At 43.4% G+C, this 15,301-nt stretch carries 7 protein-coding genes; 4 read left to right on the forward strand and 3 right to left on the reverse strand.

All coding sequences use genetic code 11. The features are described from left to right. Positions 1 to 299 precede the first annotated feature (299 nt). From AN214_RS12655 to AN214_RS12670, 4 genes are all read left to right on the forward strand, one after another. Positions 300 to 3,452, forward strand: coding sequence for a glycosyl hydrolase family 18 protein (locus AN214_RS12655; protein ID WP_054980056.1), 3,153 nt, complete (start codon positions 300 to 302; stop codon positions 3,450 to 3,452). 44 nt (positions 3,453 to 3,496) lie between these two features. Then, complete coding sequence (locus tag AN214_RS12660) at positions 3,497 to 5,077, forward strand: lytic polysaccharide monooxygenase (protein WP_054980057.1); 1,581 nt, start codon at positions 3,497 to 3,499, stop codon at positions 5,075 to 5,077. A gap of 114 nt (positions 5,078 to 5,191) precedes the next feature. Beyond that, positions 5,192 to 7,801, forward strand: a complete 2,610-nt coding sequence (locus AN214_RS12665; RefSeq protein WP_054980058.1) for a glycosyl hydrolase family 18 protein — start codon at positions 5,192 to 5,194, stop codon at positions 7,799 to 7,801. A gap of 234 nt (positions 7,802 to 8,035) precedes the next feature. After that, complete coding sequence (locus AN214_RS12670) at positions 8,036 to 12,166, forward strand: hybrid sensor histidine kinase/response regulator (RefSeq protein WP_082428566.1); 4,131 nt, start codon at positions 8,036 to 8,038, stop codon at positions 12,164 to 12,166. Positions 12,167 to 12,225: 59 nt separating this feature from the next. Here the strand turns inward: AN214_RS12670 and AN214_RS12675 are convergent, their stop codons facing one another. From AN214_RS12675 to AN214_RS12685, 3 genes are read right to left on the reverse strand one after another with little or no spacing between them, the layout of a single operon-like run. Next, entirely contained in the window at positions 12,226 to 13,485 is a 1,260-nt protein-coding gene (locus AN214_RS12675) for a HAMP domain-containing sensor histidine kinase (RefSeq protein ID WP_054980059.1), read from the reverse strand. A 12-nt stretch (positions 13,486 to 13,497) separates the two neighbouring features. Next, positions 13,498 to 14,199 (reverse strand): response regulator transcription factor, encoded by a 702-nt coding sequence (locus AN214_RS12680; RefSeq protein ID WP_054980060.1) that lies wholly within the window; start codon positions 14,197 to 14,199, stop codon positions 13,498 to 13,500. Then, the gene (locus AN214_RS12685; RefSeq protein WP_054980061.1) at positions 14,196 to 15,110 is read right to left on the reverse strand and encodes a S9 family peptidase; all 915 of its coding nucleotides are present in this window, start codon (positions 15,108 to 15,110) and stop codon (positions 14,196 to 14,198) included. The genes AN214_RS12680 and AN214_RS12685 overlap by 4 nt, the downstream gene beginning before the upstream one ends. Positions 15,111 to 15,301: the final 191 nt, after the last annotated feature.

The raw sequence follows: 15,301 nt of genomic DNA on the forward strand, positions 1-15,301 counted from the left end.
CATAAAGGTATATCATAAATGAATTTGGTTATAAGTAAGTGGTCACGGCTCTTAAGCGGTTATAAATTGAATTTACTTGTAATTTACAAATGTACCCAATAGGGGTTCCTAATGATTGTGTCCTAGTTTGTTTTTCCTAGTAATAAGGTGTTTGTTTTTATTTAACTTACTGTAATTATTGGTTTAATTATCTTTTTGGTATTGTTTTCTAGTGTTGTTGCTCTAATTTCACTAATTGTTAATCATGTGTTATCTCTAAATGGTCGAATGACGTTAGCTAAATTCCATTAGGGGGAAGTATGAGTAACAAATTAATGGGCAAGCGCTTATTCAAAATGAGTGTGTTGTCTTTAGCTGTATCAGGGTGGGCAGCCCATGCAGCAGTGGACTGTACAAATATTGCCGAATGGCAATCAGGCGTGGCTTACACTGGCGGGCAGCAAGTGCAAAAAGCCAATATTGCTTATGAGGCGAAGTGGTGGACACAAGCCGATCCGGTAACCCATTCAGGTCAATACCAAGAATGGAAGAGTTTAGGCGAGTGCGGTAACGGCCAAGTAAACGAATTACCATTAGCCGAAGTTTTATCACCTATGAGTGGTAGTTCTTTTACTGAGGGTGACAGCGTTGTCATTGAGGCGCAAGCTTCTGACAATGACGGTTCTGTCGTAAAAGTGGAAGTACTGGTTGATGGTGTGGCGATTGCAACACTAAGCTCTGCACCATATTCAGCAACTTGGCTTGCAGTGAAAGGGCAGCATCAAATTTCTGTGCGTGCAACCGATGATAAAGGCGGTGAAACCATCTCAGTTGCAAACAGCGTGACGGTGGCAGAAGTAGTGCCAGATAACTATGCGCCAACAGCAACGCTTACAAGTAACGCAAGTACGAATACCTTGAATTTAAATGACAGCGTTGTCTTGAGTTTGAGCGGGAGCGATCAAGATGGCACAGTAACACGTCTTGAACTGTTTCAAGATGGCGCGTCTGTAGCGCAAATTTCTGGCGCAACAGGCAGCTTTAATTTTACCGCAACAAGCGCTGGTAATACGCAATTTAGCCTTGTTGCAACCGACGACAAAGGCGCAACGTCCGATGCGCAAACATTAAGTTTCCGCATTGTCGATGGTTCTACACAGCCGGGTGACCGCGATGCCTGTAAACCGGAAGGTTTATATCAAACTCCGGGCGTAAACACGCCGTATTGTACTATTTACGATGCCGATGGCCGTGAAGATATGGGTGCCGATCACCCACGTCGTGTCATTGGTTATTTCACCAGTTGGCGTAATGGCGCAAATGGCCAGCCGTCTTACCTCGTTGATGATATTCCATGGGATAAAATCACTCATATTAACTACGCGTTTGCCCATGTTGATGCTAATAACAAGGTTTCAATTGGCGATCCAAGTGCGGCGGGTAACCCTGCTACCAATATGGAATGGCCAGGTGTAGCAGGTGCTGAAATGGACCCAACATTGCCGTACACAGGTCACTTCAACTTACTGAATAAATATAAAAAACTACATCCAGACGTTAAAACACTGATCTCTGTAGGTGGTTGGGCAGAAACTGGCGGTTACTTTGACGCAAACGGCAACCGTGTTGCAAGTGGTGGTTTCTACACCATGACAACCAACGCAGATGGCTCAGTAAACACTGCAGGCATTAATGCATTTGCAAAAAGTGCGGTTGAGTTTATTGAAACGTACGGTTTCGATGGTGTTGATATTGACTATGAATACCCATCATCAATGAATGATTCGGGTCACCCTGATGATTTCCCAATTTCAAATGCACGCCGTGCGGGGCTAAATGCCTCTTACCAAGTGTTAATGAAAACCCTACGTGAAGAGCTTGATAAAGCAGGTGAATTAGCTGGTAAACACTACATGCTTACAATCGCATCGCCGTCATCAGGTTACTTATTACGTGGTATGGAAACCTTCCAAACAACTAAGTACCTCGATTACGTAAACATCATGTCTTACGACTTGCACGGTGCATGGAATGATCACGTTGGTCATAATGCAGCGCTTTACGATACAGGGCTAGATTCAGAGCTTGCGCAGTGGAATGTATATGGCACAAAAGAGTTTGAAGGCATTGGCTACTTAAATACCGACTGGGCTGTTACTTACTTCCGCGGTGGTTTAAGTGCAGGTCGCATTAACATTGGTGTGCCTTACTATACTCGTGGTTTTAAAGATGTATCGGGTGGCGAAAACGGTTTGTGGGGACGTGCGGCGTTACCTAACCAAGCTGATTGTGCTAAAGGTACCGGCGTAGGCGATAAAAACAAATGTGGTAACGGTGCGGTTGGCATCGACAACATGTGGCATGACCTTGACGAAAACGGTAACGAAATGCCAGCAGGTAGTAACCCGTTATGGCATGTTAAAAACCTACAAAACGGTATTTTGCCAAGCTACCTTGCAGATTACGGCCTAGATCCGGCGAATGATCCAACCGATCAACTTACCGGCACGTACACTCGTCATTACGACTCAGTGGCAGTAGCGCCTTGGCTTTGGAATGCAGATAAAAACGTGTTCTTGTCGATTGAAGATGAAGAGTCAATGGGCACTAAGCTTGATTATGTTATCAACAAAGGCCTTGGCGGTATTATGTTCTGGGAACTCGCTGGTGACTTTGATTACGATAGTGCGAAAAAAGAGTACTTTATGGGTTCTACCATGACCACGCTTGCCTACAACAAGTTTGCACAAGCGGGTTCTAAGTACGACATCAACAAAGGTGAAAAAACTCACCAAGTACCAGCAGAAGCAGTAGACGTAAGCTTTGTTGTAAAAGACTTCCCAATTGGTGACGACAACTACCCAATTGCGCCAACCTTTAGTTTTACCAATAACTCAAACATTGATTTGAGCGGTGCAAAAGTATCGTTTGATGTACCCGTGGCTACGTCGGCTATTTTTAAATCAAACTGGAATGCGCAAGAAAAACTCGGCATGGCCGTTGAGGTAAATCGTTCAAACGCTTCTGGCAACAACATAGGCGGATTTGAGAACGAGTTCCACCGTTTCTCAATTGCTTTTGTTAACGAGTGGGGCGGCGCTGCTAAGTCGTTTGGGCCGGGCGAAACCATTAATGCACAAGTGATGTACTACATGCCAATTACGGGCCCGGTAAACCTTGTGTTTGAAAAAGATGGCAAGCAATACGCCGCGAAATTTGAATACCCACATCTACCAGATGCAACGGCCGGTAACGGTGGTGGCAACAACACCGACACATGTGAAGGTGTTGCTGTAGCTGAGATTCCAGTTTATCCAAACTTTCCACAAACAGATTGGGCGGGCAACCCGTCACACGCTGCAGGCGGTGATTTAATGGTTGATGGTGCATCTACTGCGGTTTACAAAGCCAAGTGGTGGACCTCAACCGAGCCTGGCACCTCTGCCGACTGGGATAGTGTGTGTACTTTATAACGCAACCTAGGTGAGGCCGTGTGCCTCACAGTTTGGAGAAAATTATGAATACCAAATTTAATCTAAGTGTGCTCTCTGGTTCAGTGCTATTAGCATGTATTGCAGCGCCGTTTAATGCCAGCGCACACGGCTATATGGATAGCCCTAAAGCTCGACAAGCAATCTGCCAAGCGCAAGGTGGGTATTGGTGGCCAGAAGACGGCAGCAACATTCCAAATTTGGCATGTCGCGCAGCATTTTTAGAATCGGGTCATGTGCAGTTTATTCAAGAACATGAGTTTGCAGTTAATACGCCCGATTACCTAAATCAAGCTGCGGTTGAAGCAAATGTGCCCGACGGTACTTTGTGTGCAGGTGGTAGCCATGAAAAACGCGGTATGAATTTACCGTCAGCACATTGGCAAAAAACCGTGGTTACGCCAAACGCTAATGGTGAAATTCAAGTGCGTTATCGTGCAACCACACCGCACAACCCAAGCTTTTGGCAGTTTTATTTGACCAAGCCGGGTTTTAACCCTGCAACCGACACGTTAACTTGGCAAAATATTGAGCTTATTCAAAGCCACGACAATATTGAGTTTGTAAAAGATCCTGACGGTAAGCGCTACTATGAAATGAGCGTCGCTATTCCTGCTGAGCGCAGCGGTGAAGCAGTGCTTTATAGCCGCTGGCAGCGTGTTGATGTGGTGGGTGAAGGTTTTTACAACTGTAGCGATATTATTATCGAGCGTGACACTGTTACACCAGTTGACTGGTTCCCGCTAGGTTATTTTGTTCGCCAAGGTCAAAGTGCCAATGTTGGCGACACAGTTCAAGTGCGTTTGTTCGATGCAAGTGGCCTTGAGGTAGTAAATCAGCTATTTGCGGTTAACGCTAGCAATCAAGCAACTTGGCAAAGTGAGCTAGCAGCAAAGCTTAATTTAGATTACGCATCTGAATTGCAAGTTGGTGTTAAAAACGCCAGCGGCGATATTGTGTTCGACGATGCGAATTTAGCGTCGAATCAAGTGTATGCAACATCCAGTGACTACAGTTTTGCGCTGTCGGTTATTGCTGCATCAGAAAATACTGCGCCGAATGTTAATCCAGTAGCAGATGTGGTGATGGACGAAGGCTCACAAACTTTGGTGCATGTGCATGCGTTCGATGATGAAAACGACCCGCTTAGTTACCAGTTCATTGTGCCTAATGAGTTCACCTACAGTGTAGACGGACCAAACCTTACCCTTAATGCGCCAGAGGTGACAGCGAACGCCAACTTTGTGATTCAGGTGTCAGTATCTGACGGCAAGTTAAGCACTCCAGCAAGTTTTTCGGTAACGGTAAACGACACTACTGTAAACCCCGAACTCCCGCCAGAGTGGGATGCCGCCAAAGCATACAACGCTGGCGATAAAGTTACCTACCTAGGTACGGTTTATAAAGCCAAATGGTGGGTGCAAGGCGAAAAACCCAATCGCAGTGATGCGTGGCAATCACTTTCACAATCAACTAACGATGCGTGGTTGAGCTCCAAAGCGTATTCGGCGGGTGATGTTGTGAGCCATAACTCGCAAAAATACCAAGCACGCTGGTGGACCAAAGGCGATGAGCCAGGTACTGCCTCAGTGTGGCAAACCCTTTAATTTAATCGGCTAAAGCGAGTTATAAGTTTGCTTTAGCTAGTTTAGTTACCCCTTGCCGCAACGGCGGCTTGGTTTTGCGACGTTGCGGGTTTTTAAAATTTAAAGAGAAACATTATGATTAAAAAATTATCTCTAGCAGTGGCAGTTGCACTTTGTTCTGGGCATGTAATTGCAGCGCCTTCTGCACCTAGTTTAAGTTGGGAAGACCAAAAATATTCATTTGTTGATGTAAATATTGATGGTCAAGGTTCGTATAAGTCATTAGTTACACGCAAAGATGTAGTTGATATTGCAATCAAATGGAATGCGTGGAGCGGTGAAGGTGGCGACAGCTACAAAGTAAAATTTGACGGTGTAGTCGTAAACGAAGGCACACTTGCTGCTGGTACTAAGTCGGGCACAATTACCTTTCCATACACGCAATCGGGCCGTCATCAGTTAACGGTTGAATTGTGCCAAGGCACTGTGTGTGCGGCAAGCGCGCCAAAACCAATTGTAATTGCTGATACAGACGGTGGTCACTTAGATCCGTTACCAATGAATGTAGATCCAAATAACGGTAACTATGGTACCTCGCCAGACACCGTTGTAGGTGCTTATTTTGTTGAATGGGGCATTTATGGCCGCGACTTTGATGTAACCAAAGTGCCGGGCCAAAACCTAACGCATATTCTGTACGGTTTTATTCCAATTTGTGGTGCAAATGAGTCACTGAAAGAAATAGAGAACGGTAACAGCTGGCGAGCATTACAAAAAGCCTGTGCTGATTCACAAGATTACGAAGTGGTTATTCACGACCCATGGGCCGCGATTCAAAAGTCACTGCCGGGTGTAGATGCAAAAGACCCAATTCGCGGTACTTACTCACAGTTAATGGCGCTTAAGCAGCGTTACCCAGATTTAAAAATCTTACCATCGGTAGGTGGTTGGACACTGTCAGACCCATTCCACGGCTTTACTGAAAAAGCGAATCGCGATGTATTCGTAGCATCTATGAAAGATTTCTTAAAAACTTGGAAATTCTACGATGGTGTAGATATTGACTGGGAATTCCCTGGTGGCGGCGGTCCAAACCCAAACCTTGGTGATCCAGCAAAAGACGGTCAAGCATACATTGATCTAATGCGTGAACTGCGCGCCATGCTAGATGAGTTAGAAGCTGAAATTGGCAAACCGTACCAACTTACTTCTGCAATTGGCATGGGTTATGACAAAATTGAAGACGTTAACTATCCGCAAGCAGCGCAATATATGGATTACATCTTCGCCATGACGTATGACTTCTACGGTGGTTGGAACAATGTTACCGGTCACCAAACAGCGCTTTACTGTGGTAGCCATATGAGTACAGATGAGTGTAATGGTACTGGTTTTGATGATAAAGGCGAGCCGCGTAAAGGCCCTGCGTACACCACAGATAACGGTATTCAATTGTTGTTACAACAAGGTTTAGATCCGGCGAAAATTGTATTAGGTACGGCGATGTATGGTCGTGGTTGGGAAGGTGTATACCCAGCAAATACAACAGACGGCGCAAACCCAATGACAGCACCGGGTAACGGTAAACTTACTGGCACTACTGCACAAGGTGTGTGGGAAGCAGGCGTAATTGATTACAAAGGCATTAAAGCTCATATGATTGGCGCGGCAGAAACCGGCATTAACGGTTTTGAGGTTGGCTATGATGACGTGGCTGAAGGTGCCTATGTTTGGAATAAATCAAACGGTAAATTAATCACATACGATAGCCCGCGCTCAGTAAAAGCGAAAGGTCAGTATGTTCGCAACTTAGGCCTTGCTGGTTTATTTGCATGGGAAATTGATGCTGACAACGGCGATATTTTAAATGCAATGCACGAAGGCCTAGGCGTTGTGGGTGGTAACACTAAACCTGTGGTTTCTGTACCGGGTGTTACAACGGTTAAATCAGGTGAAAGTACTTCACTTTTCGCAACAGCCAGTGATCGTGATAACGACCCACTAACATACAGCTGGACAGGCGATGCAGCCTTAACGCTTTCTGGTGTAAACACAGATACGGTATCAATTACGGCACCAACGGTAACGCAAGATACTGATTACACAGTAACCGTTGCTGTATCAGACGGCACAGATACTGTAACTAAATCGGCGATTATTCGCGTGGTATCAGATACGGTAGTGATTAACGAACCGCCAGTAGTATCACCAATTGCTAATGTTAGCGTGGAAGAGGGTAAATCAGCTTCTGTCAGCGTTACCGCATCAGATGCGGATGGCGATACACTAAGCTATAGCTGGAATGTACCTGCGGGCTTAACACTTTCTGGCAGTGGCGCAAGTGTGACGCTTACAGCAGGTGAAGTTGCAGCAGATACGAACTTGAGCGTATCAGTAACGGTATCAGACGGTACTGATGCTGTAACAGAAAGCTTCATAGTAACGGTAACTAATGTAGATGGCGGTGGCAGCACAACGTGGAATGCTGATGCAATTTACACCGGTGGCGATACGGTGCTATACAATGGTGTGGAGTATAAAGCGAAGTGGTGGACACAAGGCGACCGTCCAGATCTTGGCGGCCCGTGGGAAGAAGTTATTCCAAATGACGGTCAAGTTCGCGCATGGCGTGCTGACCTTGTTTACAACACAGGTGACAAGGTGACTCACAATAATGACACTTACACAGCAAAATGGTGGACTAAAGGCGAAGAGCCGGGCGTTGCCGATGTGTGGGCGAAATAAGTTTTCATTCTAGTTCAAAAGGCAGCTACCGCTGCCTTTTTTTGCATTTGTACTTTTCTGTTTTGGTAATAGTGCGGCTCTTCGTGTAACCCCAAAGCCCAATCAATATAAAAGATCAGGGGTTACCTTTTCTAAATAAAAGTTAAGTGTTCATGAAAATCTCGTCAAAAATCAACAGGTCTTAATATTTAACGTCTATTATTGTGTTAATAACTAAAAGTCTTTGAAAATGACATGAACCCAAGAATACCGTTATTTATAATCTGGCTTGCAATGACATTATTTGCATTTACTGCGAGTAATGCGTTGGCTAATGGGCAATCGTCGTCGCTGATCAACGAGTATGCGATTAAAAAGCTGGGCACTGAAGATGGTTTTGTGTCTTCAGAAATTTATTCAATTATTCAAGATAATCAAGGATTTTTATGGTTTGGTACCGCTGAAAATGGGGTGATGCGATTTGATGGTCGCAAGGTTGTGTTGTTTGAGTTTAATAAAGTGAACGAAAACGGCTTATCACATAATGATGCGGGTAATTTAATGCTCGATAACGACGGCAGAATTTGGATTGGCACGTGGGGCGGCGGCGCTAATCTTTACGACCCTAAAATTGGGCGATTTGAAAACTTTCTACACAGTGCATCGCGAGCAAACTCGGTATCTTCTAATCGCATTCAATCATTATTGCACGACCAAACAGGCATTATTTGGCTTGGCAGCTACGATGGTGGGCTTAATAAATATCTGGGCAATGGTCAATTTGAGCACATTACAAAAACCGGTGACTCGGAGCCGAGTTTATCTCATAACCGTATTTGGGATATCGCAGACAAAGACGACAATTTTCTGTGGGTAGCGACCAGCTATGGCGTAAATCTATTTAACAAAAACACTCAGCAGTTTAAGCACTTCTTTCCAAACCCAAATAATAAAACCCCAACTGGGGCCAACGAAATTAGAAGCATGCTAATAACCAAAAGCGGAACATTTTATGTCGCCACGCAACAAGGTCCGTTTTTGTTTGAGCCAAATAGCGGCAGTTTCACCGCTATTTTAAATGTAGATCAGCAAGCACTTGGCCAAGTAAATTCGATGATAGAAGACCAAGACGGATTTGTTTGGTTTGTTACAGCAACAGGTATTTATCGCTATGCCAATGATATAGAGGAAATTGAGCGGCTAGATTTAGGTTACAACAATGGCTTTCGCATTATTTTTGAGGATTCTTTTGGTGTTATTTGGATCACAAATGAAGTGCACGGCATTTTTAAACTGACACCACAGCGTAAATTTAAATCGATTAATAGCTCGCAACTAAGTGCGCCAAATGGCATAACAGTTGACGAAAATGGCGATGTAGTTATTGCTGCTTCCTCTTCCGCCTTGTTTAAATGGCAAGTACGGGCGAAAAGCTTAGAACCTATTTCGGGTCCTCTTTTCACTAAAGAAAACGGTTTGGCGAATAGTGGGGCTGTGGAAAAACCCATTGTATTAAAACAAGGCACCAATTTACTTTGGATTGCACAAGACCAAGGGCTTGCCAAATACAACTTAGCAACTGGGAAAATTGACATAATCCGCTACCCTAAAACCGCTGAAAATTACCAAGAATTTAGAGAGTTACGGGCGTTAGCGCTCGATGAACACGGTAACTTATGGATTGGCACCTACAAAAATGGTGTGTACGTATACAACACAACCCATAAAACCTTTACACATTTAGACGAAAACAACGGCTTATCGCATCCTGAAGTGCTTAAAATAATGCGCGATAACGACAACAACATGTGGGTTGGCACCGGCAATGGCGTAAACCTGTGGTTACCCGATAAACAGCGTTTTCGGGTTTATAAAATGGATGAAGCCGACGAGCAAACTTTATTGGGTAGTATCGTACAAGATATTTACCAAGCTAAAAATGGCGCGATTTGGATAGCAACGCAAAAAGGCCTCAATTTATATCAACCCAGCAGCCAAACCTTTAAGCATTACAGCGTCTTAAATGGCCTTGCTACATCGTTAATTCGTGCTGTGGTAGATGATCAAAACGGCAACTTATGGCTCACCACTAATAAGGGTATCTCTACTTTAAACCCAAGTACTGATGAAGTCGTTAACTATGATGGCAGTGAAGGGATTTTAGGGGCAAATTATTACGCAAACAGCTTGGTTGTGGGTGCCAACAATACTTTATTCACTAGTAGCCAACGTGGGGTTGAATACTTTAATACTGATGTTGAAGAAAACGAAGTTAAATCACCTAACGTGGTACTGACTGGGTTTAGCAAAATGGGCGAGCAGAAAAAGCTCGAAAAACCGTATTCTTATGTCAAAGAAATTGACTTATCGTATCAAGATTACTTTATTTCATTTGAGTTTTCGGTGTTAGATTTTGCAGCACCCAGCAAAAATCAGTATGCCTATCGCCTTGAGGGGTACGATAACAACTGGATAGAATTAGGTAACAATAATATTGCGTCATTTACTAATTTGGATGGCGGAAGCTACACCTTGCAAGTTAAAGCAACTAACAGTGCTGGGAAATGGAGTAACGAGCTGCTTTCAATCGACTTAAATGTGGCGCCTTCGCCTTTCAAAAGCTGGTGGGCTTATACGCTTTACACGTTATTTGCCGGTGCATTGGTTGTTTTAATGATTTATCTGCGCACTCGTTTGCAACAAAGTGAGATATCTCGGCAAAAGCAATTTGTAGTGGCGTTAGAAGAGCAAGTTGCTGAAAAAACGGCGTCGCTTGAGCAACAAGCCAAAGAACTCAAACTCGCCGTACAAAAAGCAGAAACTGCAACGAAGTTAAAGTCTGAATTTTTAGCCAATATGAGTCATGAGATCCGCACACCAATGAATGGCGTAATTGGTATGCTGCAACTGTTAAAAGACAGCAGGCTTTCCGACGAACAAGCACACCGCGTGAGCATTGCCAGTTCAAGTGCAAAGTCGTTACTGACGCTGATTAACGATATTCTGGATTTTTCAAAAATAGAAGCAGATCGCATTGAACTTGAATACATTGATTTTGATCTGCGTAACTTACTTGAAAAACTCGCAGAATCTGTGGCCCTTGATGCACAGTTAAAAGATGTTGAGGTTATTTTAGATATCAACGCCATGTCGGTCAGTCATGTAAATTCCGATCCTGGGCGAATTCGCCAAATACTCACCAATATTTTAAGTAATGCCGTTAAGTTTACTGAGTCAGGTCAAATTGTGATCCGTGCAGAGCTTTGTGACTCCGAAAAAATAGGATTCAGTCAGCTAAACTGCGAAATTCAAGATACCGGCATCGGCATTGCCAAAGATAAAGTAACCTCGCTATTTGACGCATTTAGCCAAGGAGATGCATCGACCACACGAAAATACGGTGGCACTGGGCTTGGCCTCAGCATTACACGAAAACTCTGTAATCTGCTGCACGGCGATGTAACGGTTACAAGTAAATTAGGCGAGGGCAGCTGTTTTAACGTAACGTGTTTAGTGAAAAACATCGCGCAGCCAAACAAGGTAAATGAAGGCCCACTATTTGAGTTGTTAACGGTGTTGATTGCTGACGAAAATGAAACTAATTGCCAAGTGGTAAAACAGGTTTTAGAGAGCGAGTCAGCAAACACAATCGTTGCCAATTCAGCTGAGCAGGTAACGGCACATTTAAGTAGTGATTTAGCAACTATCGACTTGATTTTAATGGATGCTAAGTTGTATGAAAATGGCCTATTAAAACAGCAATTAACGTACCTCACGAAAACGAATAAAACACAGCTAGTTATGATGGCGCCAATTAATAAACAATTCGATAGTGATGCGTGTAAAGCGGGTAATATTAGCGCGATTTTGGCAAAGCCCGTTACGCCAAAAGGCCTGATTAAAGTACTTAACAGTGCGCTGCAAAACTCATCTGAGCATACCAGTGATGTAAGCGAGCAGCCGACCAATTTAAATGATACAGACACCACTACGTTTAATGGTGTACACGTATTGTTAGTTGAAGATAATCCAGTAAATCAAATGGTCGCGTTGAGTGTTTTGAAAAACTTAGGGGTAACTGCAGATGTTGCCTCAAACGGCTACGATGCGTTAGCAGCTCTTAAAGCCATGGACAAACCAAGCCAATATTCAGCAATTATTATGGACTGCCAAATGCCGGAAATGGACGGTTATGAAACCGCATCTAAAATTAAATCGGGCGAGGCAGGACATAGCGCAATAAATATTCCGATAATTGCAATGACCGCCAATGCCATGCAGGGCGATAAACAGCGCTGCCTTGATGCGGGAATGGACGATTATATGACCAAACCCATATCGCAACAAACGGTGATAGCCAAATTGAAAAAGTGGATTAGTGAATAAGCTTGCTTAAGTGCCAATTGTTGATTGCTATTTAAATTGTCGCACTTAAGTAAATGGGCTTAGGCAAAGGTTAAACTAATCGTTACGCCTCCATTGTCACTGCTAAGTGAGACGTTAACACAGTATTTTTCACATAATCTTTTTACCAGCGATAGGCCAATGCCACTGCCATGGCTATTTGGCCCACGTTTTCCTGCTTCAAATACGCTTTGCGATGAGAGTGTATCTGTTAAGCCTTTACCGTTGTCTGCGATGGTGAGCACATTGTTTTGAAACTCAATTTTTATATGCGAACCTTGGCCATGGTAAATGGCATTTTGCAGTAAATTTTGGACGACGAGTGAAAGCTCTAATGCCCCCATTGCCACATTGGCGTTATCGGCCAAGTTAATGTCTACTGTTACGTCTTTTAATAGTGCCTGATTTTTAATGATGCAGTTTTCAATAACCGATTTTAAGTTGGTGTGCTCGGTATTGCGCTGCTTTTCACGGGCAAGGGCGAGTAACGTTTCAATAGTCTCGTGCATTTGCTGATTGGCATCACTAATGCGCGTAACAAATTTTTGCTGTGCTTGGCTTAGCTCGGTATGGGTTAATAATGTTACAGCGCCTTGGCTTACCGTGAGCGGGGTGCGCAATTCGTGGGATACATCGCGAGTAAATTGTTGTTCTCGTGTTATAAATGCACTTACGCGAGCAAGCGCTGCCTCTAATGTTTGCGCAAATCGGCCAATCTCGTTTTGTTTAAATTGTGCGGCGAATTTTGTCGGTAACTTTTCAACCGGGCTATTGTCGACGATATTCATTAGATCATCGAGTGGATTGAGTAAGGTTTTACTTAACTTAACTGTGCCAAACGCAAGCACTAACGCCAGTAAAATACCTAAGCACAGTAAGCCGAATGAGAAATAGAACAGCTTGTTAGTTAGGCGGTTTACCACTAATTGTTGACTTACCTCGGCCAGTAAAATATGTTGCTGACGCTGATTATCATCGAGATAGGCGATGTGATAATGCTCGTTCTTATCGCCGCTAAATTCTCTTCGCTTAGGTGTGTTGCTTAGCGCTTGTTGCACAAGGTTTGGCAAAGTACTTTGGTCTTTATGGTAAGTAATAAAATCAAAATGGGGCTTAGGTGTTTGCCCATTTTTAATTTGGCTGAGTACTTGTTGCTTTTCACTGTTTAGAATTTGATAGAAGAAAGTGTCTTCAACCACAAAACTAAACATTAAGGTCACAAGTGAAAATAAAATGCTTAGAAGTACTACGATTGAAACAAAGTAAGTAACGATTTTGTTTCTAAGTTGCTTTGCTGTCATAACTGGGCTCGTTTAAATATCGAGTGCTAAACCAACACTGTGAATGGTTTTAATAAGTGGTGTGGCAAACGGTTTATCAACGGCTTTTCGCAGCTGATAAATATGTGAGCGTAATGAATCAGAATCAGTGCCGTCTTCACCCCAAATACGTTCGCAAAGCTCACTTTTAGATACCGCACGTGGGTAACTTTCCATCAGAATTTTTAAAATACCAAAAAGCATCGGGGAGAGCTGCAGCGGTGTGCCGGCGCGCGTAACTTGTTGACGCTGGTAATTAAGCACGAGCTGTTTATCGGCTTCACCAAGGTTGAGTGCTCGTTCTGCACTTTGACTTGCATGACGAAGTGTTAATGCACAGCAGCGCATATATAACTCGTCTAATGCAAATGGCTTGGTGAGGTAATCATCAGCACCATGCTGAAAGCCCGCCAGTTTGTCATCTAATGTATCTCTGGCGGTTAGCATTATAATGGGAATATGGCGGTCAGCTTTTTCTCTTATCCGTTTACAGACTTCAAGGCCTTCAATATCGGGCAGCATAATGTCTAAAATAATGCAGTCAAAATACGCTGTCAGGGCCAATTCGACGCCTTGTTCGCCAGCATATGCAAAATCCAGTATGTCGCCTTTTAGTGCGAAGAAATCAGCAATGTTCTCGGCAATTGCTGCATTATCTTCAATCACTAAAATGCGTAGTGGTGAGGTTTTTGTCACTCGAACCAACCTTCTAATTGTGTGTAGTAGCCTTCAGGAAGCTCATGCTCGCCCTGAATAACAATATGATGTTTTTGCGTATTTGCAATTGCGTTAAATAGTGCAATGTTTTCTTGTTTATTGGCATATTGGTCGTTATCTGCGGTAACTAACCAGGTTTTTTCTGCACTCAACTGTTTAACGAAATTGAGTGGCGACACACGCGCAACATTATCACTCGAAGCTGGTGGTACAATTGATAACACCTTATTTATACGGGTATCAAGTGACGCTAAAATTAAGCTAATTTGACCACCCATGCTGTAACCTGCCACGCTAATTTCGTTTTGGTCGAATTGCGGCTGTGTTGCGACCCAATCTAAAAGTACACGGTGATCTTTAACCGTATCAATTATCATGGTTTCGTATGGTTCGCGTTTGCCCCAAAACCATAAATCATACATTACCTTTTTTATGTTGTAATCCAAGTTCTTACGTTTGCCATGATTGCGTGCATCAATAACTAACACCGCATACCCTTTGGCAAGCGCCATATTGGCTAGTTCATCGGTTTGTTCAATGGTATCGGTATTTTTAAATGAATCTTGTAGCCAACGAATGTAGCTTCGTCCCATTGCGTGAACACCTATCAACAAGGGCACAGGTTTGCTGCCATCATAGTTTTCAGGGTACACCAACTGGCCGTTTACATTTTCTCCATCAAAGCTTTGGTAATTAATAGCGTAATGACCGTTTTCAAGCTGTGTTAATGTAACGTTGGCGTTTTCCACTTGATAACTGTAGGTTTCTGCTAGCTGATTTGGCGTTATCTGATAGGGTTTTAAGGCAAACTTGGTATACCAAAAAATTGCCAGCAATGTGAGAACTGTGATTGTTGTAAGGGTAATTTTCATCCAATTTTTCTTAATCATTATTTTTTCCTTGGGTGCGATTATTAATGCTATTCGCTAGGCCATCGTTATGACTGAGCGGTTTATGACAGGCACTTTAAATCAATAGATGTGAAATGGATGTGAAAGACAGCGATGTTATAGTGATAGGGCAGTTAAAGTGATACGTGTGTTGTAAAAAATATGGCTGCTTCAAGCCGAAGCGCTTGAAG

The sequence above is a fragment of the Pseudoalteromonas sp. P1-9 genome, assembly GCF_001399975.1.
Classification (GTDB): Bacteria; Pseudomonadota; Gammaproteobacteria; order Enterobacterales; family Alteromonadaceae; genus Pseudoalteromonas.